The sequence below is a fragment of the Pseudoalteromonas xiamenensis genome, assembly GCF_030994125.1.
GTDB lineage: Bacteria > Pseudomonadota > Gammaproteobacteria > Enterobacterales > Alteromonadaceae > Pseudoalteromonas > Pseudoalteromonas xiamenensis_B.
Genome location: NZ_CP099917.1, coordinates 3,197,800 through 3,221,248, shown reverse-complemented (window position 1 = coordinate 3,221,248; position 23,449 = coordinate 3,197,800). Strand labels below are relative to the sequence as shown.

The 23,449-nt window shown below is 44.0% G+C and carries 15 protein-coding genes and 14 tRNA genes; 14 read left to right on the top strand and 15 right to left on the bottom strand.

All coding sequences use genetic code 11. The annotated features are described in order from the left end of the window. Positions 1-4: 4 nt before the first annotated feature. Positions 5-1,423: a S41 family peptidase gene (locus NI389_RS15030; protein WP_308360627.1), complete on the top strand. Its 1,419-nt coding sequence runs from the start codon at positions 5-7 to the stop codon at positions 1,421-1,423. 160 nt (positions 1,424-1,583) lie between these two features. After that, positions 1,584-3,176 carry an L-lactate permease gene (locus NI389_RS15025; RefSeq protein ID WP_308360626.1) on the top strand — a complete coding sequence of 531 codons (1,593 nt, stop codon included), beginning with the start codon at positions 1,584-1,586 and terminating at the stop codon, positions 3,174-3,176. A gap of 379 nt (positions 3,177-3,555) precedes the next feature. On the opposite strand, the gene NI389_RS15020 is transcribed toward NI389_RS15025, so the two are convergent. The 7 genes from NI389_RS15020 to NI389_RS14990 form a co-directional block, all read right to left on the bottom strand. After that, positions 3,556-3,631 (bottom strand) — tRNA-Glu (locus tag NI389_RS15020). Positions 3,632-3,796: 165 nt separating this feature from the next. After that, positions 3,797-3,872, bottom strand: a tRNA-Glu gene (locus NI389_RS15015). A gap of 75 nt (positions 3,873-3,947) precedes the next feature. After that, positions 3,948-4,023, bottom strand: a tRNA-Glu gene (locus NI389_RS15010). 74 nt (positions 4,024-4,097) lie between these two features. Next, positions 4,098-4,173: transfer RNA gene (locus NI389_RS15005), tRNA-Glu, on the bottom strand. A 74-nt stretch (positions 4,174-4,247) separates the two neighbouring features. Next, positions 4,248-4,323: transfer RNA gene (locus NI389_RS15000), tRNA-Glu, on the bottom strand. Positions 4,324-4,436: 113 nt separating this feature from the next. Next, a tRNA-Glu gene (locus NI389_RS14995) sits at positions 4,437-4,512 on the bottom strand. Positions 4,513-4,571: 59 nt separating this feature from the next. Further along, positions 4,572-4,647 (bottom strand) — tRNA-Ala (locus NI389_RS14990). Positions 4,648-5,746: 1,099 nt separating this feature from the next. On the opposite strand from NI389_RS14990, the gene NI389_RS14985 reads away from it, so the two are divergent. The 8 genes from NI389_RS14985 to NI389_RS14950 all read left to right on the top strand — a co-directional run bounded on the left by NI389_RS14985 (position 5,747) and on the right by NI389_RS14950 (position 9,040). After that, positions 5,747-5,822: transfer RNA gene (locus tag NI389_RS14985), tRNA-Val, on the top strand. Between the two features lie 27 nt (positions 5,823-5,849). Continuing rightward, a tRNA-Val gene (locus tag NI389_RS14980) sits at positions 5,850-5,925 on the top strand. A 42-nt stretch (positions 5,926-5,967) separates the two neighbouring features. Next, positions 5,968-6,043, top strand: a tRNA-Val gene (locus tag NI389_RS14975). A gap of 43 nt (positions 6,044-6,086) precedes the next feature. Then, positions 6,087-6,162 (top strand) — tRNA-Val (locus NI389_RS14970). 44 nt (positions 6,163-6,206) lie between these two features. Beyond that, a tRNA-Val gene (locus tag NI389_RS14965) sits at positions 6,207-6,282 on the top strand. A gap of 44 nt (positions 6,283-6,326) precedes the next feature. Next, a tRNA-Val gene (locus NI389_RS14960) sits at positions 6,327-6,402 on the top strand. Positions 6,403-6,446: 44 nt separating this feature from the next. Then, positions 6,447-6,522 (top strand) — tRNA-Val (locus NI389_RS14955). Between the two features lie 886 nt (positions 6,523-7,408). Next, a complete protein-coding gene (locus NI389_RS14950) occupies positions 7,409-9,040 on the top strand; it encodes a response regulator (RefSeq protein WP_308360625.1) in 1,632 nt (543 codons plus the stop codon). A 26-nt stretch (positions 9,041-9,066) separates the two neighbouring features. Here NI389_RS14950 and msrB read toward each other — a convergent pair whose 3' ends face one another. From msrB to NI389_RS14920, 6 genes are all read right to left on the bottom strand, one after another. Next, positions 9,067-9,510: a peptide-methionine (R)-S-oxide reductase MsrB gene (gene msrB, locus NI389_RS14945; protein WP_308360624.1), complete on the bottom strand. Its 444-nt coding sequence runs from the start codon at positions 9,508-9,510 to the stop codon at positions 9,067-9,069. A gap of 23 nt (positions 9,511-9,533) precedes the next feature. Beyond that, positions 9,534-10,016 (bottom strand): DUF2919 domain-containing protein, encoded by a 483-nt coding sequence (locus tag NI389_RS14940; RefSeq protein WP_308362574.1) that lies wholly within the window; start codon positions 10,014-10,016, stop codon positions 9,534-9,536. 9 nt (positions 10,017-10,025) lie between these two features. Then, positions 10,026-12,047, bottom strand: a complete 2,022-nt coding sequence (ligA, locus tag NI389_RS14935; protein ID WP_308360623.1) for an NAD-dependent DNA ligase LigA — start codon at positions 12,045-12,047, stop codon at positions 10,026-10,028. A 123-nt stretch (positions 12,048-12,170) separates the two neighbouring features. Then, positions 12,171-12,881, bottom strand: coding sequence for a cell division protein ZipA C-terminal FtsZ-binding domain-containing protein (locus NI389_RS14930; RefSeq protein ID WP_308360622.1), 711 nt, complete (start codon positions 12,879-12,881; stop codon positions 12,171-12,173). A gap of 26 nt (positions 12,882-12,907) precedes the next feature. Continuing rightward, entirely contained in the window at positions 12,908-16,294 is a 3,387-nt protein-coding gene (locus tag NI389_RS14925; RefSeq protein WP_308360621.1) for a chromosome segregation SMC family protein, read from the bottom strand. 50 nt (positions 16,295-16,344) lie between these two features. Then, positions 16,345-17,076 carry an RNA methyltransferase gene (locus NI389_RS14920; protein WP_308360620.1) on the bottom strand — a complete coding sequence of 244 codons (732 nt, stop codon included), beginning with the start codon at positions 17,074-17,076 and terminating at the stop codon, positions 16,345-16,347. Between the two features lie 154 nt (positions 17,077-17,230). On the opposite strand from NI389_RS14920, the gene NI389_RS14915 reads away from it, so the two are divergent. The 4 genes from NI389_RS14915 (at position 17,231) to NI389_RS14900 (ending at position 20,538) form a co-directional block, all read left to right on the top strand. Beyond that, positions 17,231-18,274 carry a YjgN family protein gene (locus tag NI389_RS14915; RefSeq protein WP_308360619.1) on the top strand — a complete coding sequence of 348 codons (1,044 nt, stop codon included), beginning with the start codon at positions 17,231-17,233 and terminating at the stop codon, positions 18,272-18,274. A gap of 5 nt (positions 18,275-18,279) precedes the next feature. Beyond that, entirely contained in the window at positions 18,280-19,317 is a 1,038-nt protein-coding gene (locus NI389_RS14910) for a M48 family metallopeptidase (protein WP_308360618.1), read from the top strand. A 65-nt stretch (positions 19,318-19,382) separates the two neighbouring features. Beyond that, a complete protein-coding gene (locus NI389_RS14905; protein ID WP_308360617.1) occupies positions 19,383-20,147 on the top strand; it encodes a carbon-nitrogen hydrolase family protein in 765 nt (254 codons plus the stop codon). A gap of 94 nt (positions 20,148-20,241) precedes the next feature. Further along, on the top strand, positions 20,242-20,538 hold the full coding sequence (locus tag NI389_RS14900; protein ID WP_308360616.1) for a hypothetical protein: 297 nt from the start codon (positions 20,242-20,244) through the stop codon (positions 20,536-20,538). Positions 20,539-20,570: 32 nt separating this feature from the next. Here NI389_RS14900 and speB read toward each other — a convergent pair whose 3' ends face one another. Both speB and speA read right to left on the bottom strand, forming a co-directional pair. Next, positions 20,571-21,497 carry an agmatinase gene (gene speB, locus NI389_RS14895; protein ID WP_308360615.1) on the bottom strand — a complete coding sequence of 309 codons (927 nt, stop codon included), beginning with the start codon at positions 21,495-21,497 and terminating at the stop codon, positions 20,571-20,573. Positions 21,498-21,500: 3 nt separating this feature from the next. Then, entirely contained in the window at positions 21,501-23,414 is a 1,914-nt protein-coding gene (speA, locus tag NI389_RS14890; RefSeq protein ID WP_208842764.1) for a biosynthetic arginine decarboxylase, read from the bottom strand. Positions 23,415-23,449 lie beyond the last annotated feature (35 nt).

Genomic DNA, 23,449 nt, shown 5'->3' with positions numbered 1-23,449 from the left:
TGCCATGAGCCCCGTATCTGCTTTTGCTCAAAGTGCTTGGCCTGTGCTTGTCGAAACTGACATTAAACATATTTACTCAACCGCCAGAGACAACCACCCAGGGTTCATTGATGATGAAAATAGTTATTTTAAACAGTGGTTAGAAATAGGCTATGTACAAGCAATAGAAGCAGCAAAGTCGGCTCAATCACTGGATGATGCCCTTACTATCACGCAACGTTACATTGCGGGTTTTGCAGATGGCCACTTTGGATTTGGTGCCCAATATCAACCTAGGTATTTAACTTGGACAGGACTAAATATTGAACTTTTTGGCGATGATTATCGTGTCTCTTTTGTCGATGAAAAGCACTCTGAGCACATGCCTAGCGCATTAGCAAAACTCATTTCCTGTGATGGTGTACCAGTACAAACAATCATGGACAATGATCTGCTCCCTTATCGGTTTAACGCGCCAAATTTGCGTTTTCCCAAAGTGAGATTTGCGTCAAAACTACTTTTGAATGATGGTATCGGAAAACAAACTCAATTTAGTGCATGTCAATTTGAGCATCAGGGCAAAGTAGAAACAATCCCGTTATCTTGGCAACCAATTTCACAAAATCGATATAATCAGCTAACCCAAAACCAAACACCGCCCAAACAGTTTGCATTCGAAATGGTAGCCCCCAAGCAGTATTGGGCATCTTTTCCTTCTTTCTCTCCCAATGATAAACAACTATCCACACTTAGAACAACAATCCAAGAACTTGCCGAAGTAAGCAGCGCAGCTGAGCGCATCATTATAGACGTTAGAGGTAATGGTGGAGGCAACTCAGAGTGGGGAGTAGAAATTGCAAAAGCGCTGTATGGTGAGTCATTTATAGAATCGCATCTTCAACAAAATCCAGATAATAGCTACGCACTTTGGCGAGTTAGCTCAGCCAATACCGAGTATTTAAAACAAATATTACCTCAACTAGAAATAGAGTTTGGTAAAGATAGTGCAATGTACGCGGATTTCTCGACGCTCGCAGAAGATATGTCTGACGCGTTGCAAAAAAACCAGCGATTTGTAAAACAAGGAAGCAGTACACCTCAAAATCAGACAATATCCCCTTCTTTAGTCAACACTAAGACTCAAGCACATATTGTATTTTTAACTGACAGCCGCTGTAGCAGCGCCTGTTTGGATTTTGCAGATTTACTACTCAAACTACCAAATGTGAAGCACGTTGGCCAAGAAACAGGCGCCGACACCGTGTATATGGATGTGAGAGTCGTTGAGTTACCAAGCCGTCTTGGTATGTATTCTTTAGCTCAAAAAGTCTATCGAGGTCGACCACGCCAGCACAACGAGAGTTATGTTCCAACCTACAATTTTAGTGGTGATATCGAAGACACTAAACAACTCAAAACATGGATCAATTCGTTAGTGTTTTAAGTTCGTTTGCACTGATACTACACCCAGACAATTTATAGCTATAAATTGTTTGGGGAAATAGTCGGGTGAACAGAGCAGCTCATACAATGTTAACCCAGCCATTTCATTACGTTCTTAACATGATAAGATTAACTATCTATAGCATAGGCTGTTAGGCACAATGTCTCTGATCCAACTTATCACTACGTTAACCCCTGTCTTGAGTGTGTTTATTTTGTTGGTTCTGTGTCGACTGCCAGCAAAGCATGCAATGCCGCTTAGTTTGGCAGCAACCGCGCTTGGTGCTTTTTTTGTATGGCAAGTGCCCGCGCTTCACATGCTCGCCGCGACTTTGGAAGGGGTGATTTTGGCCCTGACCATTTTATGGATTGTATTTGGCGCGGTGTTACTTTTAAAAGTCTTGCAGCAAACTGGGGCAACCACCACGATCAAACACGGATTTGGGCAAATAAGTCCTGATAAACGGGTGCAGCTGATCATTGTCGCTTGGTTATTTGGCAGTTTTTTAGAGGGCGCTGCGGGTTTTGGTACGCCAGCGGCCATTGCAGCACCACTTATGGTTGCGCTTGGCTTCCCGCCTCTTGGCGCTGTTGTACTGGCGCTAATTGCAGACTCTAGTGCCGTATCCTTTGGCGCGGTGGGTACGCCCGCGATTGTCGGGATTGGCCAAGGTATTGTAGGGATAACGAGCGCGCAAGTGGCACAGATTGCGCTTACTGCAATTAGCATCGATATTTTCGTTGCAGCATTGCTACCGTTGATGATGGTTTTAATTTATTGCCGCTTTTTTAGTGAGTCTGGTCAATGGCGTGATGGCCTTGCTATTGCACCTTTTGCTTTGGCTGGCGCCTTTGCATTTACATTACCAGCTTATTGCGTAGCCTGGTTGTTTGGCCCAGAGTTTCCGTCGATTTTAGGCGGGTTAATTGGTTTGAGTATTATCTGCCCGCTTGCCAAAAAAGGCGTATTACTTCCCCCCTCAACCCGTTGTCATTTAGATTCAAACGATTTTCAGCAGGTTCAAGACCAAGCCGCGTCATTGAGTTTGCTAAGTGCTTGGGCGCCGTATTTGGTGGTAGCGTTATTATTAGTGCTTACTCGACTGCCCGAATTGCCATTTAAAGCCTGGTTGCAGAGTATCGAGTTTAGTTGGCAATCGATGTTGGGCACCACGATTTCTGTGCGTGTTATGCCTTTATATTTGCCTGGTAGTTTGTTTATTATCGCCGCAGCGATTGCTGTCTGGTTACAAAAAGGCACGTCAAGCCAATTTTCTACGGCACTCAAAAACAGTGCAACCATGTTACTTCCTTCACTCGTGTCGTTATGTGCAGCTGTGCCAATGGTACGTTTGTTTTTGCAATCCGATTATAATGGCGCAGGCCTACCTGCAATACCCATTGCCTTGGCAAATTGGGTTGGCGCTCATTTAAGCGATGTTTGGATTATCATTGCACCGCTTGTGGGCGCTTTAGGGGCGTTTATTGCAGGCTCAGCGACATTTTCGAATTTGATGTTTGCTAGCTTTCAACATTCGCTAGCCACTGATGCCCTTCTCGATCCTAGCTTAGTCTTAGCACTGCAAATGTTAGGCGCTAACGCGGGTAATATGATTGCCGTGGTCAATGTTGTCGCTGCGGCGAGTGTGGTGGGGTTACATGGCCGAGAAGGCGAAATCATCCGCTACACGTTATTGCCAATGCTTTATTATTGCTTGTGTGCTAGCACAGTGGCTTGGTTGCTATTTGTTTAAGAGGCACAATGTACTTTATCTTATCTTGTGCAAACGACATCAACCGGTACCAATATAAAAGGTAAACTTGCTAATGACCTCATGAACAACTACTTGATGTATTTCGCGATAAATTGAACAACCAATTCGCCTTATTCTTGCAACTGAATATCCATTTTTTGCATCGAGTTCATCGCCGACACTGCTGTACCCATTGATTCTATTGTTAATTTGCAAATAGTCTGAACTATGCGGCTGTGCTTATTTTGAAGTCTAAATTAAGGATCTATTTTGAATAAAACCAAAATTTATGGAATTTCTAAGGGATTGATAGATAGAAATTTAATTATAGGGAATTTAACGAGAAATAATTAGATAATTTGAAGTGATTTATAGATATTGGCGTCCCCTAGGGGATTCGAACCCCTGTTACCGCCGTGAAAGGGCGGTGTCCTAGGCCTCTAGACGAAGGGGACAAAAAATCTGCTTAGTGAATGATTATTCACTGATTTTTTTGTTAGCGTGAGAACGAGCTCTGCGAGTTCGGACTTCTGCTTTCAAAAAACAAAAGCGTTTTGTCACTAGGACTGGTTATTTAGACTCTGACCATACGAGTTAGTTGGCTTTGCACTTCTAGGAAGTGGCGTCCCCTAGGGGATTCGAACCCCTGTTACCGCCGTGAAAGGGCGGTGTCCTAGGCCTCTAGACGAAGGGGACAACAAAAAGCTGTCACTAGGACTGGTTATTTAGACTCTGACCATACGAGTTACTTGGCTTTGCACTTCTAGGAAGTGGCGTCCCCTAGGGGATTCGAACCCCTGTTACCGCCGTGAAAGGGCGGTGTCCTAGGCCTCTAGACGAAGGGGACAACATAAGCTGTCACTAGGACTGGTTATTTAGACTCTGACCATACGAGTTAATTGGCTTGGCACTTCTAGGAAGTGGCGTCCCCTAGGGGATTCGAACCCCTGTTACCGCCGTGAAAGGGCGGTGTCCTAGGCCTCTAGACGAAGGGGACAACATAAGCTGTCACTAGGACTGGTTATTTAGACTCTGACCATACGAGTTAATTGGCTTGGCACTTCTAGGAAGTGGCGTCCCCTAGGGGATTCGAACCCCTGTTACCGCCGTGAAAGGGCGGTGTCCTAGGCCTCTAGACGAAGGGGACAACAAAAAGCTGTCACTAGGACTGGTTATTTAAACTCTGACCATACGAGCTTTTCGCTTTTTAAAACTACGCTTAAGGACTCGAGCCTTACCGTATATAACACTTCTAGGAAGTGGCGTCCCCTAGGGGATTCGAACCCCTGTTACCGCCGTGAAAGGGCGGTGTCCTAGGCCTCTAGACGAAGGGGACAACAAAAGCTGTCACTAGGACTGGTTATTTACACTCTTACCATACGAGTACACTAGACTTGGTGGAGCTAGGCGGGATCGAACCGCCGACCTCTTGCATGCCATGCAAGCGCTCTCCCAGCTGAGCTATAGCCCCTTGCTCGATTTGATTTTTACATCACTTATCGCTGAGTGCGGGGCGCATTCTATGCACCACCACACGCAAAGTCAACAGTTTTTAGCAAACTTTTTGTCAACTGATTCTTCTTTAAACAAAGTGGATTAATTTCATCCTAAATCCCCCCTATTCTACTAACTAATATCAACAATTCAAATAGATAGTACAAAAAGAAAACAACAAAAACGTAAGTCTTTACAGCAAATATTACGGCCGATTAGATCTATTGTTATTGAAGCAGTAAGTACCGCAGTGCTTCTTCGTTACATATCTCCAAAATCATCAATCAATTTGCCAATTAGAAATCAAACTAAAAGAAGCCGTGTTTTAACACACATAGAAAGTTAATCGACTTCCGCTAATTCTATACATTTATAGAAAAACCAAATTTGAGTTGGTTTTCCTGACTAAGGAGAACACCACAGTAAGTATATTGAAGTAGTGGCGACTCATTCTTCAGTCTTAAACCGTTATTTATGGTATCGCGCTATCATAGAAAGGAGTTGTTACTCTGCTTAGTATAATAACGACTACATTAGGTAGTCGCTTCCACATTGCGTTTATCTATAGTGCGAGTAATACAAGAGGTACAATACTATCGAAGTTTAAGTAACCTATGTCGATTCATATTTTTATAAGCTCCCGACTTAACTTCCCAGTTCATCGCGATGCTTATATAGAAGTGTAACAAGGCGCCGAGGAGCACATCGATAGTCAGGTGCATAACGTCCAAAGATCTTCGAAATAAATTTGCCGAGTACTACGGAAACCCTCTCCTTTATAAATATACAAGTAAAAAGAAGCCCAATGTAAACGTTTATCAAGCTAGAGCGAAGATGGATTACGCTTTGTCGAGACGCAATCATACTCTGTCCTGATTATTTGCAATTTACAAGCGGAAAAACACGTACACTCCCCGTTGCTTATCGTGGTTTAAAACCAGCCAATATTTCTATATTTCGTACAAGCTGGTCATAAAACCCTCATACGATTCATTTTTGCGAATGTAAGTATTGACACTCTTCGAACTCTCCCTATAATACCGCCCCACACGACGATGCAAATTGTCACAAAATGTGGGTTGTTAGCTCAGTTGGGAGAGCATCGCCCTTACAAGGCGAGGGTCACTGGTTCAAGTCCAGTACAACCCACCACATTTTGCAGCGAAGTTTATTTTAGATGGGTTGTTAGCTCAGTTGGGAGAGCATCGCCCTTACAAGGCGAGGGTCACTGGTTCAAGTCCAGTACAACCCACCATCTAAAAACAGTGCGAAACACTATAACTTCCCCCTTTTAGATGGGTTGTTAGCTCAGTTGGGAGAGCATCGCCCTTACAAGGCGAGGGTCACTGGTTCAAGTCCAGTACAACCCACCATCTAAAAACAGTGCGAATCACTATAACTTCACCCCTTTTAGATGGGTTGTTAGCTCAGTTGGGAGAGCATCGCCCTTACAAGGCGAGGGTCACTGGTTCAAGTCCAGTACAACCCACCATCTAAAAACAGTGTGAATCACTATAACTTCAACATCTTTTAGATGGGTTGTTAGCTCAGTTGGGAGAGCATCGCCCTTACAAGGCGAGGGTCACTGGTTCAAGTCCAGTACAACCCACCATCTAAAAACAGTGTGAATCACTATAACTTCAACATCTTTTAGATGGGTTGTTAGCTCAGTTGGGAGAGCATCGCCCTTACAAGGCGAGGGTCACTGGTTCAAGTCCAGTACAACCCACCATCTAAAAACAGTGTGAATCACTATAACTTCAACATCTTTTAGATGGGTTGTTAGCTCAGTTGGGAGAGCATCGCCCTTACAAGGCGAGGGTCACTGGTTCAAGTCCAGTACAACCCACCATCCACTATATGCTATTCGGCAAGCATCGCCACTTCTAATAAGGGAATGGCAAACTAGTACAAATTCAGTACAACCTACCATCCTCTATATGCCATTTGGCAAGCATCGCCACTTCTTATAAGGGAAAGGCGAACTAGTACAAATTCAGTACAACCCACCATCCACTATATGTTATTCGGCAAGCATCGCCACTTTTTATAAGGGAAAGGCGAACTAGTACAAATTCAGTACAACCCACCATCCACTATATGTTATTCGGCAAGCATCGCCACTTTTTATAAGGGAAAGGCGAACTAGTACAAATTCAGTACAACCCACCATCCTCTATATGCCATTTGGCAAGCATCGCCACTTCTAATAAGGGAATGGCAAACTAGTACAAATTCAGTACAACCTACCATCCTCTATATGCCATTTGGCAAGCATCGCCACTTTTTATAAGGGAAAGGCGAACTAGTACAAATTCAGTACAACCCACCATCCACTATATGTTATTCGGCAAGCATCGCCACTTTTTATAAGGGAAAGGCGAACTAGTACAAATTCAGTACAACCCACCATCCACTATATGCCATACGGCAAGCATCGCCACTTTTTATAAGGGAAAGGCGAACTAGTACAAATTCAGTACAACCCACCGTCCACTATATGCCATTCGGCAAGCATCGCTATTTCTTATCATCAAAATTATTCTCTAGTTTAACGTTCGAATGTTTGCTTCCATCTCGTTGTAGGTAATAACAATCACAACAGCTCTCCTTTATCAGAAAAAGAGACACGGAATTGCCTATTGATTAATCGAACTAAACGCAACTTCTCTTTTCTATTCCCAAAATCAAATATTGCGTCTAGACTGTTGATATTGTGCTTAAAACTCAGATGTAAGATGGCGTTAGTAAACCTGACTAGTTCGAAAATTTTAATTGTCGAGGAACAGCCTCTTGCTCTTAATTACATTAAGCATTCCTTGGAGCGATTGGATTACCAAAATGTTCGCTTTGCGGAAAGTGCCCCAATCGCCAAAGAAATATGTCAGGTTGAAACCTTTGATCTCATTATTTGCTCCTTCGACCTAAGTAAAAAACAAGACGGCTATCAGCTCTACGAAGAACTAAAAGCAAAACGGTTAGTTCGCAATATCACTGGTTTTATCTTTGTTTCTGCAGAAACCAGTGGCGCGCTTGTTCACAGTGTATTGGAATTACAACCAGATGACTTTTTGGTAAAACCCTTCACCATCAATGAACTAAAAGCACGTATTGAACGAGTGTTAAAGCGCAAACGTGCACTTAAGAAAGTGCTCACACTCATCGACGATGGCAACGACTCCAAAGCGCTTAAATTCATCAATTCAGAACTAGATAAAAACGATCAAGCCCACACTCCCCTCTTGCTTCGTTTAAAAGGGGATGCGCTTATTCGCTTAAAACAGTACGAAGAAGCAAAGCAATTTTTCAAATCCGCCTTAGAACTACAAAAATTTACATGGGCGAAAATAGGTCTTATTGAAGCATTAATTGCCAATAATGAGCATGTACTTGCGCATCGTATGCTTAAAACGCTACTCGAAAAAAGTGAGACTCGGCTGGTCGCGTTAGACTTACTTGGACAACTCGAAATCCGATTAAATCAATTTGAACAAGCACAAGAGTTTTTGAGTCAAGCATCTGAAATAGCACCTCGCAATATCTCTAGGCAAAAGTCTCTAAGCCGAGTTGCTCAAATAAACCATGACTATGAGCGCAGTTACATTGCACATAAAGATATTGCTACCTACGCCAAAAACTCGATACATGACAGTCCAGAGGTTTATCTCAATGTGGTTCGGGCTGGTATTGATTTCGCGCTGAGCACAGATCAAAGTGAGCAAATCACTCGGATCACTCGGCAAACGCAACAATATCTACAAGATTTAAAGCACCAGTTCCCCCATGCTGACAATCAAGCACAAATTGATGTGTTAAATGCTCGGTTACATTATCTTCGTGATGAAAACCAAAAAGCAAAACGCTTGATGGAACAATTGGAAGATGAAAAGTTTATTCGCTCTATCGACGGAGCCCTTGATAAAGCAAAAGCCTTGCATGAACTGGGGTTTCATCACAAAGCACAAGCTCTTTTTAATCAAATTATTGATCACTGCGAAAAGCATAATAAAGATGACGATGACGTCATGCTTCACTACATACATCAGCAACAGTCTGAGCGTAAAGACATTACCATGGGTCCTCGTGAACTCAATAACCACGCGGTTAATCAATTTAATCGAGGCCAAATTGAAGTCGCATTGGAAGCATTTTCTCAAGCATTCCGTATCATGCCAAAGAATGCCAGCATCGCGTTGAACCTATTGCAATGTTTGCTTGATAGCAGCAGTCGAAAGGGTCAAACGTTCAACTCCAACTTAGCTGGACGCTGCGTTAAAACGTTGAAAGAAGCAAAGTTAGAACCCGAACAAGAGTCGCGCTTTGAACTCATCATGGAAAAACTTAAAGAGATGGGACTTTCGCTAAATTAAGCAGAAAAAGCGCGTTCAGCGCTTCATCATTCCACTTTGACTAATGAGAGTGCGTTAACACAATACCGCAGTCCACTGGGCTCAGGCCCATCAGGAAATACGTGCCCAAGATGGCCATCGCAAACATTACATACAATTTCAACACGCTGCATGCCATGCGAGTCATCACCAATGTACGCCACCCTTTCTGGTTTGATTGGTTGAGTAAACGACGGCCATCCTGAGCGGCTGTCAAATTTTTCAGACGCGTCAAACAAGAGTTCACCACAACACGCACATTGATACTGACCGGGTGTGAAGATAGAGCAGCTTTGAGAACTAAATGGACGTTCAGTCCCCTTTTTCCGCGTGATGTAAAATACATCCGGCTCGAGTTCTCGTTGCCATTCGTCTTGTGTCTTAACTACTTTTCTTGGCGGCTCAGGATTACCATGCTTAATAAAAAGTAAAATCGAATTCCACGTCAGCATCACAGCTCCTTGAATTAACCTCATTAACTCTTTTTCGGTGGCTCATGTTCTGGCCAATCATTAAAAAAACAGGCCAAATACTGGCTCTTCAACAGATATAAAATCACCCACGCAACCATAACCAACTGTACTGCGATAAAGCCAGAAAATTGATAGTAGGAAAGCTGTGCTTTCCAAAGTAACCAACCTAAATCTAAACAGGCGGTGAATAACATAGGGTAGCGCATAAATCGCCATAACGTCGCAATTTTCGGTGAACTACTCGGTCTTCGGAACGAATACACTGCCGCTGAAATCAACGCGCCACTCGCAATGCCCATGGCAACAAAAAAGTCATGTTTGCTATGATAAAAAATAGACATCAAATCGAGCTCAGGCTGGCGAGAAACCGCAACTAACACCCAAATTAGGAAAGGGCGAAGCAGCACAAGTAAACTGAGGTTAAACGCAATTGGCGCTCTATAAACCCCGTATTTATCCCAATATTCTGGCCCGTACTGCTTAATCATTGTTTTCTAACCTTCGTGTTTTTGCAACAGCGCAATGAGCGCTTCCTCATCCATTACCGGTACATTTAACTCTTGCGCTTTAGCAAGCTTAGAGCCCGCCTTTTCACCTGCGAACACACCATCGCTATTCTTAGATACGCTTCCAGCGACTTTTGCACCTAACGCCTGTAAGCGCGCTTTGGCATCATTCCGATTCAATTGAGTTAACGTACCAGTTAGCACATACGTAAGCCCTGCAAGTGGCAACGAATCTGCCGATTTCTCTTCTATTTGAGGCCACTGAAGTCCAACTTCAAGTAGTTCATTCACCACACTCAGATTGTGCGGCTCACTAAAAAAGGCAAATAGATGATTCGCAACCACCGTCCCAACATCAGGTACCGTTTGAAAATCATCAATGGAGGCCTGCTGCAATGCATCCAACGTTTTGAAGTGAGTAGCCAAATTCTGTGCCGTCGCTTCGCCAACTTCGCGAATACCGAGCGAATAAATGAACTTAGCAAGTGTGGTTGATTTCGCGTTTTCGAGCGCGTCAACGAGATTCTGAGCTGATTTTGGGCCCATGCGTTCTAACGATTCAAAATGTCCCTGACGCAGCTTAAATAGGTCAGCAGGCGTTTGTATAAGTTCACGCTCCACCAGCTGTTCAACAATTTTGTCACCCAGTCCGTCGACATTCAGAGCCTTCCGCGATGCAAAATGTTTAATTGCTTCTTTACGCTGTGCCGAACAAACCAATCCACCTGTACACCGAGCGACCGCCTCACCCTCAACTCGTTCAACGTGAGAGCCACACACAGGACACGCAGCAGGGAATTGAATTTCTCGCGCATCATTTGGGCGTTTTTCAAGTACAACTTGCGTTACCTGCGGAATAACATCGCCTGCACGACGGATGGTGACCGTATCGCCAATCATGACACCCAAGCGAGCGATTTCATCTCCATTGTGTAAAGTGGCATTTGATACGGTTACACCGCCCACAAAAACAGGTTCCAAACGTGCAACTGGTGTAATTGCTCCTGTTCTACCTACTTGAAATTCAACGTCCAACAATGTTGTAAGTTCTTCTTGTGCTGGAAATTTAAAAGCGATGGCCCAACGAGGTGCTCGCGCAACAAACCCCAATCTTGATTGATATTGTTTGTCGTTTACTTTAATCACGACACCATCAATTTCATAAGCCAATTGAGCACGTCGCGTTAGAATATCTTGGTAGTATGCTAAAGCGTCTTTTGCATTTTCCACTAATTTGATTTCTGGGCACACGGGCAAACCAAACTCTTTTAATTGCATCAATTGGGCATAGTGTTCGGTATCGAGTTCCATGCCTTCCACTTGTCCCATCGAGTAGGCGTAGAAGCTAAGTGGTCTATTAGCCGTTATTTTGGGGTCCAATTGACGGAGGCTTCCTGCAGCAGCATTTCGAGGGTTAGCGAACGTTTTATCGCCTCTTGCAAACGCGGTTTCATTTAATCGATTAAAGCCCGCAACATCCATAAAAACTTCCCCGCGAACTTCAAGAACCGCAGGGACTTGTTGGCCTCGCAACTTAAGTGGGATGTTGCGAATGGTTTTCACGTTTTCTGTAATATTTTCACCAACCTGCCCGTCACCTCGCGTGGCGGCTTGAACCAAAACACCCTTTTCGTAAATGATGGATACAGCAAGTCCATCTAATTTCGGTTCGCAGCAAAACGCTATATCATCCGAAATAACTAAACGCTCTTTAAGACGTCGATTGAAGGCGGTAAAGTCGGCTTCATCAAATGCATTATCAAGTGACAGCATTGGAATAGCATGTGTCACCTGATCGAATTTATTTAACGCATGACCACCTACTTTTTGGGATGGTGAGTCAGCGGTTAAAAATTCTGGATGCTCAGCTTCAAGCTTTTTAAGCTCTTTCATCACTCGGTCGTACTCAGAGTCTGGCACCGTTGGATTATCAAGCACGTAATACTGGTAGTTAAAATCTTCTAATTGGCTTTTTAGTGTTTGAATTTGTTCTAAAACGGTATTTGACATCTCAACCTCTAATGACAAAAAAGCCACTTGCTATGCGCAAAGCGGCTTTTAAAATTTTCTAAACGGCGCTGATACTCAACGCGAATTCATACCAAAGTGCAGCAGCATCCAATCATGACACCATTACGCGGCGTATTCTCGAACCTTTTCAACGTAAGTACGAACCATGGCGACCGATAACGGCTCACGATTTGAATCCAGTACTTCCGCACCAAATTCTTCAGCCAATTTTTTAGCTGCGCTATGAAGCATGTTAAACGCAGCTAAGCTATCGCCTTCGCACGGTAGAGTCATAAATAAACTCACACCTGCTGTGCTAAATTGTTCCATATTATCAATATCAAACGTACCAGGATTAAAACTGTTCACCAAACGGAACATAACAGGTCCATTTCCTGATGGTTCAACATGGCGATTAAAGAAACCTTCTTCAGAGTACTTAAACCCGAGGCTAAGTACGCACGGCAGCAATTTAGAACCGGCCATCGTTAAGCCTTCTGGCATGCTGATGTGGAGAATAATGAAGTCACTTGGCTCTGCAACAGGCTCAGACTCGCTTTCATTTTTTTCAGGCTCCACCTTGTCGTCAGCGTCACTTTCGTGCACCGCGACTGGCTCTTCGTCTACAGCAGTTAGATTTATCTCGCCAATTTCTGGCTCGTCATCTCTCACTGTACTCGTTGTCGAATTAGTTTCAGACGCGATAGCTGGATCGCTCTTTGACGCGCTTTCGCTACGCTCTTTACGACGAACTGACCATAATCCATGGATTAGTAACCCGCCAATGACTAGAGCACTGATAATGATAAGCGCCCATCTTAACTCTGTAGCCATTACTCACCTTTTGTTGTTGCTTTTGTCTAAGTTTGTGCCATTTGCACAGCTTGTTCAATATCTACAGCCACCATCCTCGATACACCTGGCTCTGCCATAGTCACCCCTGTGAGACGACCCGCCATTTCCATTGCGACCTTATTATGACTGATATAAATAAATTGCACCGATTGAGACATTTCCTCAACTAAACGACAAAAACGTCCGACGTTCGCATCATCCAGTGGCGCGTCGACTTCATCCAGCATACAAAACGGTGCAGGATTAAGCCTAAATATTGAAAACACTAATGATAATGCGGTCAGCGCTTTTTCTCCACCACTTAAGAGGTGAATTGTCGAGTTTTTCTTACCGGGAGGTCTCGCCATGATGGTTACACCGCTTTCCAGCATATCATCTGATGTTAATTCAAGATAAGCGTTACCACCACCAAACACCTTAGGAAACAGCTCATTGAGATCGCTGTTAACTTGCTCAAAGGTTTGTTTAAAGCGACTTTTTGTTTCTCTGTCGATTTTCTTAATGGCGTTTTCAAGCATGTCTAGTGCAGCATTTAAATCATCAAGCTGCGCATCTAGATATTGTTGCCTCGCAAGCGCTTCTTGATGTTCTTCAATCGCTGCGAGGTTCACCGCGCCAAGCTCTTCTAATTGGCTAACCACGTGCGATAGTTGCGTGTGATGTTTAGCTGCATCCGCATCACTTGGGAGCGTCTCTAATACTGCCTTTAACGTTGTATTGAGATCTGCCAACGGTTCTAGCGCGGCCTGTGCTTTAAGCAGTAACCCTTGCTCTTCGAGTTGCAGGGTTTGACGCTTAGTTTGAAGCGTCATTTGTTGTTTGGATACGTCTTTTAGACTCGCTTGTTTTTCGTCAAGCGTTTGCTTGGCAGAGGTAAGTGCTTCATTATGCTTTGTAATTTCTTCTTCACATTGCAGGTGAAGCGCTACAAGTGCTTCAATTTCAACATCGAGTTTCAGTAACGGCTCGGCGTTCAGTACTTGCTCTTCAAACACACTTTCAATGCGTTCAGCAGCTGATTGCTGAGCCTCATCCAGATGCGCCAACTTTGATTTTGCTAATGCTAAGTCACTGTTTACTCGTTGTTCTTGCAATTTGTACTCGTGAAGTTGCGATTGGGCATCCTGAATTCGTCGCTGTAGAGCATGTTGAGTCGATTTGACCTCAAGAAACTGATCTTCTTCTTTTTGCACCATACGGGTTTGCGACGTAACTTTTTCTTCAGCATCAAAAATGAGTTGTTCAGCCTCAACCAAACTTTCATCGAGTACTTGAAGTTGAGATTCTAAATCAAGTACTTGTGTATTCAATGCGACTCGACGACTCTGAAATCGCGTGACCTGCTCTTGAACCATTGAGATCCGAGAATTATTTGCAGCTATCCACTGAGATACTTCATGCACCGCGGATTTTTCAAGTTCCAAAAGATTGCATATCTCGTCAATTAGCAGATTGCTTGTTGAAACAGACTCCGTTAATACGTCTAAGTCAGATTGCAAAGATGGTTCAAGTGATTGCAACTGGCGCAATGACGCATATTGCGTAAGCCGCCCTTCACCCGTTTTAGGCGCTGCGGTAAAATTCTCACCATATAAAACGCCGTCCGCATTGATAGCTAAAACCCAGTGTGTATCCACGTGCTCTCGACCACCGTCCCCTAACCATTGCACATCGTTCAAAAGAGACGGAAAAACACCCGCCTTAATCAAGGTCGCCACAGAACCTGCTTTGGCAGTCTCTTTCAATGGCCAAACGTGATTGAATTCGGCACTTGTCGCTACGCCAAGATGGTCCAAACCAAGTAAAGCATGCTCAACAATGGATTCATATCCCGGCTTTACGACTAACTGCGCTAAAAAGGATTCACTCCCTTCTTTCGGTTCATCGCCAAGTACTTGAATAAGCGTCGAAACTTGGGTTTGCACTTGCTGACGTTGTTGCTTCGCCTTTTGTAGCTGCGCTTCTAGCTCCCCTCTTCGCGCCTGTTCACACTGCAATTGTTCTTTTAATACTTGCGATTGACGTTGATGCTTTGCCAACACTTCCGTTTGTTGTTTATGGCTTTGTTTTAATGCGTCCAATTGTTCGCTGGGGTCTTCTTGAGACTGTGTGTGTTGTTCCGCTTGCAGCTGAGTTAGGCGCTCTTCAAGGAGGTGGTACTTTTGCCCGTTACTTTGCTTATTGAAGTGAAGTTGTTGCAGCATTTCTTTGCTTTTTTGAAGAGCAGACTTAGCATCAAGAATGCTTGACTCTTGTTCAACAAAAAGGACTTGCTGCTGTTCATAAGCAAGTTGCAACTCATCCAATGCCGCTTCTTGAATTAGACGCGTCTCGAGAGCTTCTTCCACTTGTACAACCAAAATTTCAACGTGTTCTTGTTGTGCTCTTGTCAGTTCGGTTGTTTCTTGGGTGGATTGTGTCAATTGAGCAAGCTGAGATTGAAGACTTCGCTGTTTTTCTTGTAAATGGATTTTTTGCTGCTCGGCACGCGCTAAATCCATCTGTGTTTTATGTTGCTGATTCTTGGCTTGAGTCAATGCATCGTTTGCGATGTTAACCTGCGCTTCTAACGCGCCTAATACGTCTTCATGACCACCATGAGCGGACTCAAGAAACGCTAATTCAGCTTCTAGCTTCGCAAGTTGATTCGCTTTCTCAAGCTGCTTTGCGTGAAGCGATTGCCACCTCAACACAGCCAACTCACCTTTTAGCAATCGCTCTTGCGCTTTCAAAAGACGATATTGAGTTGCAGCTTCTGCTTGGCTAGACAAACGAGTCAATTGAGTGTTCAGTTCTTGGCGCACATCCAATAACCGCTCTAAGTTATCACGCGTGCTTTTGATGCGAGTTTGAGTTTCACGTCGACGCTCTTTGTACTTCGATACGCCTGCCGCTTCTTCGATAAAAATACGTAAATCTTGAGGCTTACTTTCTATAAGCCTTGAAATCATACCCTGCTCGATAATCGCATAGCTGCGCGGACCAAGTCCCGTACCCAAAAATATATCCGTAATATCACGACGGCGGCATTTGCTGCCATTGAGATAATAAAGAGACTGCCCGTCTCGTGTTACAACTCGCTTTATGGCAATTTGATTTCGCTCAGCGAACGACCCCGGTAAACGACCTTCTGTATTGTCAAAAGTGAGTTCAACTGATGCTTGAGAAACGGGCTTACGATGCGTCGAGCCATTGAAAATGACATCGGTCATGGCGTCACCACGTAAGTTCTTTGCAGAACTTTCACCGAGCACCCAACGTACGGCATCAATCACGTTTGATTTGCCACAGCCATTTGGCCCGACAACACACGTCATTTGATCTGGGAATGGGATTTTCGTTGCTTCTACAAACGACTTAAATCCCGCAAGTTTTATACTGCTCAGGCGCATCAGCTATCGTAATCTAGGTTGCGATTATTGTTATAATGGAGGCTCTTACCTTAACTGTGTCGTTTGATATTGTCTACAATGATCCCCGTCGCCATAGCGACATTCAATGATTCCGCTCCACCAAAAGCGGGAATGGTGATTTTATGCGTAACAAGTGCTTCAATTTCAGGGCTGATCCCGTGAGATTCACTCCCCATCACTAGTACCCCTTTATCGGTGAACGGCGTTCTGTGAACATTTTCTCCGTTCAAAAACGCACCATAAACAGGCCCCGTATAGTGGCTTAGTAGTCCATGTAAGTCGGTACGATGCGAATTGACGCGCACAAAACTTCCCATCGTTGCGCTGATGGTCTTTGGATTAAATTGATCCGCACACGTTTCATTTAGCACGATTTGCTTAAAACCGTACCAATCAGCAACGCGGATAATGGTGCCCAAATTCCCCGGATCTGATACGCCATCAAGCGCTAAAACCCAACCAGATAAGTCAATTTTTGTTTCTTTTGGAATAGGCACGATAGCTATTGCAGCGTTGTTGCTAACTAAAGTGCTCACTTTAGAAAGCACCTCTTCTTCCGTTTCGATGACGTCGAGGTGTTTGAGTGCGCTTTGATTTTGTTCGATAAATTGCGGTGTCGCAAACAACGCATCCAATTTGATTCCCGCAACAAGCAGTTCTAAGACGTTTTTTTCTCCCTGTACGAGATATTGTCCGTATTGTTTACGATACTTTTTTTGCCCAAGAGCGCGAATCAGTTTCAATTGATTTTTCGATGCCATTAATTACTTCTCCGTTTAACCGCACAAGTATAACGTCAACCACTTAATATGCGAAACACAACCTGAAAAGCAACACTTTTTACCGATGCAATTATTGCAAATTTGTCCCCAATTCGGTAAATTTATACACCTGTAACATAGGAAATTTTATAAAATGGATTCAACTACTCACTCTCAACCAGAATCAACGCTTGTTGGTGCGAAGTTCACGGGCAATTCAAAGACCTATTTCAATATTTGGATTGTGAATATCTTTCTAACGATAGTCACTCTCGGCGTTTATTCCGCCTGGGCAACCGTGCGTAACCGTCGTTACTTCTATGGCAACACCTCACTCGCCAATCATCGCTTTGAGTATCACGGTAAACCGATTCAAATCTTGAAAGGTCGCGCTATTGCGTTTGTGCTTTTTGCAATTTACATGGCGTGTAGTGTCTATTTGCCACTTGTGTCTGCGCTAATCGCGCTCGTTATCATGATTGCAACACCTTGGTTGGTGAATCAAAGTTTACGTTTTAATCTCAGAATGACGAGTTATCGCAATGTCCGCTTTTCATTTAAAGGGACTTATGGCGAGGCGTTCATTAACTTCATTCTTTTCCCATTCCTAAGCGTATTCACGCTCCACTTAATGCTTCCTTACGTAATAAAACGTATCGACATGTATATCCACAATAACATTCGTTATGGGAATCAAGCTGCTCAGGTTGAGCTGTCTACAAAGGAATACTATAAAACCGTGTTAATTTGTGTCATTGCGGGTCTAGGCATGGTGTTGGTTTTGGCGTTGTTAGGCTTTTTAATGTCTTTAGCTTTAGCGTCTACGGCCGTACTAATACCAATAGGCTTTGTTGCGCTAAATTTAGTATTTATCTCCTTTATCGCTGCGCTTTACCAAGGACGAATTCGTAACCACATTTTCAATCATGCCAATATTGGTCAGGTCGCGGAATTACATTCAAACGTTGACGAGTTTGCGTACGCTAAGCTACTCGTTGTAAACGCCTTGGCTATTGTTTTTTCCTTTGGTTTAGCATTTCCATGGGCGAAAGTGCGTAAAGCCGAATTCCTGGCACAAGCAACCGGCGTCACCTTTACAAGCGATATCGACCACGTTGTAAACACCATGGTTGAAGAGCAAAGTGCCTTTGGCGAAGAAGCATCTAATTTCTTAGATGTCGACTTATCGATCGGTTAATTTTTATGGCTCCGATATTTGGACGACTATATTCAGTGCGTGGCGGGCAACCGCGACGCGCTGTTGCAATTCTCCAAGGTAAGACGCTTATTCTTAACGTTGATGAAGTTGAGACAGAACATTACCCACTTGAGCTCGTCGCATTTGATGATCCGCTACCGGGGGTTCCTGCAAACGTTGTGCTTCCGGGCGGCGATAAATTTGAGCCAGAGGACCACGCATTTCGCTGGCCTACACAAACAGCACAAAACGCGCTCGAACGGCTCGAACAAAACAAGCGTTGGATTATTGCATCGCTGGTTGGTGTGCCTCTGCTTTTGTGGCTGATCATTACTTATCTTTTACCCTTAGTAGCGCTATATACTGCCAAGCATATGCCTGACCCCATTATTGAGCAAATGGGCATACAATCTCACGCCATGTTAAAGCGTACCGTACTTGATGAATCAACATTGAGCGTGGACGAGAAAGATGACATAACCGCCCTATGGACATCCACAGTAAACCGTCTTCAGAATCAGCATCATACTTTAGACATCAATCGCTCTTATGCGTTGTATTTTTATGATTCTGAATTACTGGGTGCAAATGCATTAGCGTTGCCGAACGGCGATGTTGTGGTGACGGATAAGCTTGTGAGAAGGCTTAAAGAGAATAAAACTGCACTCGTTGCCGTATTACTTCATGAGATTGGCCATGTTGAGCAGTTGCATAGTGCTCGTATGGCATCACAGTCGGCACTCACCACAATCGCCGCCGCAACCTTGTTTGGTGATTTAGAAAGTCTTGCCGAAGTACTTGTGGGTACGGGCATCACCGTTGCACAGCAACAGTTTTCACAGCAAATGGAATGGGAAGCCGATGCCTTTGCTCTTGAAAATCTCGCGCGCTTAAATATGCCGAAAAGTGCTCTGGGTGATGCGCTTGAAGCGATTGTTGCAAGTAAGAAAGATGAACACAGTTCTCTGGAACATTCAGTTTTGGATTCTTACCTATCGTCTCATCCGGATACCTTGGAGCGAATAGCTGCATCTCGGCGCTGAGGTCGCTTGTCATTTGAGGAGTTCAATCGTAGAGTCTTGGGCAAATTCATATTTAAGGAGAAAGAATGAAACAAACCGTTACGATTGGACTTGCACAACTCCCTGTTGCTAGAGGGGATATTTCTGAAAACCTATCGAATCACCTCAATCTAATTGAAACCGCTGCGCAACGAGGCTGTGATCTCCTTGTGTTTCCTGAACTCTCATTGACCGGGTATGAACTCGACTTAGCAGAGTCATTAGCACTTGCATTAGATTCACCGCACCTTAATTCGCTATCGGAAACGGCGACTAGCAATAAGATTAATGTGCTTGTAGGTGCACCTCTTTGGCAAGATGACAGTCGCAAACCGACGATTGGCGCGATAGTCTGCTTCTCCGATGGACACCGAGAGTTCTATTCTAAGCAATACCTTCATGATGGTGAAGAACAGTATTGCTCATCCGGTGACCATGACTACGCATTCACACTGAATGGGTTCAAAATGGCCGTGGCTGTTTGCGCGGATTTCTGTGCCTCGGAACATTCGGCACGAGCGAAAGCACAGGGAGCTGATCTGTATCTTGTCAGCGCGCTCATTTCAGAAAAGGGCTTTTCAGTTGACTCTGAATTACTTTCTGCCATTGCGGAGCGTAACAAAATGCCAACGTTGTTGTGTAATCACATCTCAAAGACCGGCGGCTGGCAAGCCCACGGGCATAATTCAATCTGGACTGCTGAGGGCACATTGGCGTTCAGTTCAAATCATAAAGACGGTGGGATTGTGTGCTGTACAATCACTAGGAATAATCCCAATGCAGATTTTGTACTGGAAAGTCACTGGTCTTAGGTGATTACCGTTTCATGAAAGTCAGTTGAATTAAACCATCTATGCCGTAACATAGTCTTCGTCTTTAGCAACAATTCCGTATATAGGAAAAACCATGTCGCCCGAAATAGCGATTATCTTACTGACACTGATTGTTTTGGTGTTTTGCTACGGTGTGGTCAACCCACGCTTTGCAGGTTCGAATTTTAATAAAATTTCACTGCAAGATTTGCTCGCATCTATCGTGGTGTTTTCGGTGGTCGGGAGTGTTTACTATGGGTCAAGTAAAACGTTTTCTCTCATTATTACTGAGGTAAACTGGTTTTGGTTTACATTAGTTGTATATGCGGCAATTGAACTCCCCTGCTTCCTTTGGTATCGCAGACAATACGGTATCTCTTTCCCTTCATAGGTAAAAAAGCCGAGCTTAGCTCGGCTTTTCATTTATTCTGGCTTGTGTTTTACTGCCCATAGATGCAGTAGTTCGTGGCCAATCGTCGCTGCAGCAAGACTTGTTAACTCGCTTTGGTCGTAGGCTGGGGATACTTCTACTACGTCCATTCCTACGATGTTAATTCCTTCAAGTGCACGAAGCACTTTAAGAATCTTGTCGCTTGTTAAACCACCACACACAGGTGTCCCTGTACCTGGCGCAAACGCAGGATCTAAACAATCAATGTCAAAGGTAAGATAAACTGGCAAATCACCAACTCGAGCCTTAATGCGTTCTGCGATTTGGCTACCCGTTAGGTCATTCCCTTCCATACCATTGATCACTTCAAAACCATGATCTTCTTCGTTGTACTCTGTACGAATACCGATCTGGATTGAATGCTCAAGACTGATGATGCCTTCTTTTGGTGCATGATAGAACATCGTACCATGGTCGTAACTTGAACCATTGCTGTATGTATCCGTATGCGCATCAAAATGCACAAGCGCCATTTTACCGTGGTGCTTATGGTGAGCACGTAGTAAAGGCAACGTAACAAAATGGTCGCCACCAAGGCTTAATAATGTTGTGCCTTGTGCTAAAAGCTTATCCGCTGCTTCTTCTAGCTTCGCAGTGAAATAAGCCGCATCACCACATGGGTAAGTAAAATCACCTGCATCATTAACCGTAATACGGTCAAATAGACTAAATTTCCAAGGAAACTTTTTGTCTTCCCATGCAAGGTTTGTCGACGCGCGACGAATTGCATCAGGGCCTAGGCGCGCGCCAGGACGACCAGAGGTCGCCATGTCGAACGGTAAACCAAGCACAACAACATCGCTTTGGATATTGTTAATATCACGAACCATAGGTTGACGTAAGAACGTCATACCGTTGGAATACAATGAATGATCTGGATGATCAAAAAGTGGCGTCATGGATTATACGTCTTCCAAATAAGTGTAGCCTTCAATACCCATCTCTAGCTCTGCTAGTGATTGAGCTTGCTCGTGCTCAGGCAGCTTGCTCTTCACAAGTTCTGCATAGCGCTGTTTAAACTCTTCAACGTCAAGATGAACATAGCGCATCATATCTGCTACGCTGTCACCTTCGTGTACATCACCTAATGTTAAGTCGCCATTGTCTTCAATGCGCGCTTCAACACTGTGAGTATCACCAAACAAATTGTGCATGTCACCTAGGATTTCTTGGTAAGCACCAACAAGGAAGAAGCCCATCAAATATGGTTTGTCCGCATTGAATTCAGGCACAGGCAGTGTCATTTCAATACCTTGGCCATCAACATAGTGCTCAACAGTACCATCCGAGTCACACGTAATATCGAGTAATACCGCGCGACGTTGTGGTGCTTCTGTTAAGCCACTTAGTGGCAACACTGGGAATACTTGCTCAATCCCCCATGCATCCGGTAACGATTGGAAAAGCGAGAAGTTCACAAAAAACTTATCTGCTAATTTCGCACTTAATTCATCAATAATAGGACGATGGAAACGGTTTTTGTTATCCATACGTTGTTGTAGTTCATAACAAACACGTAGGTTAACTTGCTCAGCCCATGCACGTTGCTCAAGACTCAACAACCCCATCGCAAACAAGTTATGCGCTTCAGATAAATCGCCTTGCGTGTCATGATAGATTTCAATCAAAGCACGGTCATCACTTTGTTTTGCAAGTGCAAGCCAAGATTCCCACATGTTGTATAACAAAATAGGATCTTCTTCTTGCGGCGCATTTACCGACTCTGGAATATAGCTTTCAGTACCAATTACGTCCGTTACCAAAACAGCGTGGTGTGCCGTAAGTGCACGACCCGACTCGGAAATGATGCGTGGCATCGGTTGGTCGTACTGCTGACACGTGTCCCCTACCGTGTAAACGATGTTATTCGCATACTCAGCTAAGCTGTAGTTCATCGAGTTGTGAGATTGACTACGAGTACCATCATAATCAACCGCTAAACCACCGCCTACATCCAAACACTTAAGGTTTGCACCAAGGCGACGCAATTCGCAGTAAAAGCGTGCAGCTTCACCTACACCAACACGTACGTCACGAATATTCGCCATTTGCGAACCTAAGTGGAAGTGCACGAGTTGCAGTGAATCTAACATGTCCGCTGTCTTAAGTTTCTCGATTACATTTAGTACTTGAGACGCAGATAAACCAAACTTCGACTTTTCACCGCCGCTTGCTTGCCATTTGCCTTTACCTTGTGACGCTAAACGAACACGAATACCTAAACGCGGTGTTACGTTTAGATCCTTCGCTTCTGCCATAACAAGATCAAGTTCAGAGCGTTTTTCAAGTACGATATAAACTTTGTGGCCAAGCTTTTCACCTAGCAACGCTAAGCGAATATATTCTTTATCTTTATAACCATTACAAACGATTACCGCAGACGTTTTTTCTGCAAGTGCCAATACCGTCAGTAATTCCGCTTTACTACCTGCTTCCAGACCGAGCTGTTTCTTTTCAGCGGCTGATTGGCTTGCAATGATCCCTTCGATTACTTCACGTTGTTGGTTTACTTTAATCGGATAAACCAATAGGTAATCTTCTGGATACTCATACGTTTGAATTGCTTGATTAAACGCATTACAAATGTTGTTTACACGTTGTTCCAAAATTTGAGGAAAACGCACAAGTGCAGGCAAGCTGTAGCCTTGAGATTTAATTTGCTCGGCGATATTCACCAAAGTCACGGCATGCTCGGGATGTGCTAAATTAGGCATAGCCGTAACCTCTCCCTGCTCATTGATGCCAAAATAGCCTTGGCTCCAGTGACGCACGTTGTAACAAGCTAACGCTTGCTCAGAAGAGGAGGTGTTGGTCATTAAAGTTCCTTATCTTATGGTCGTTAAAAGCGAGT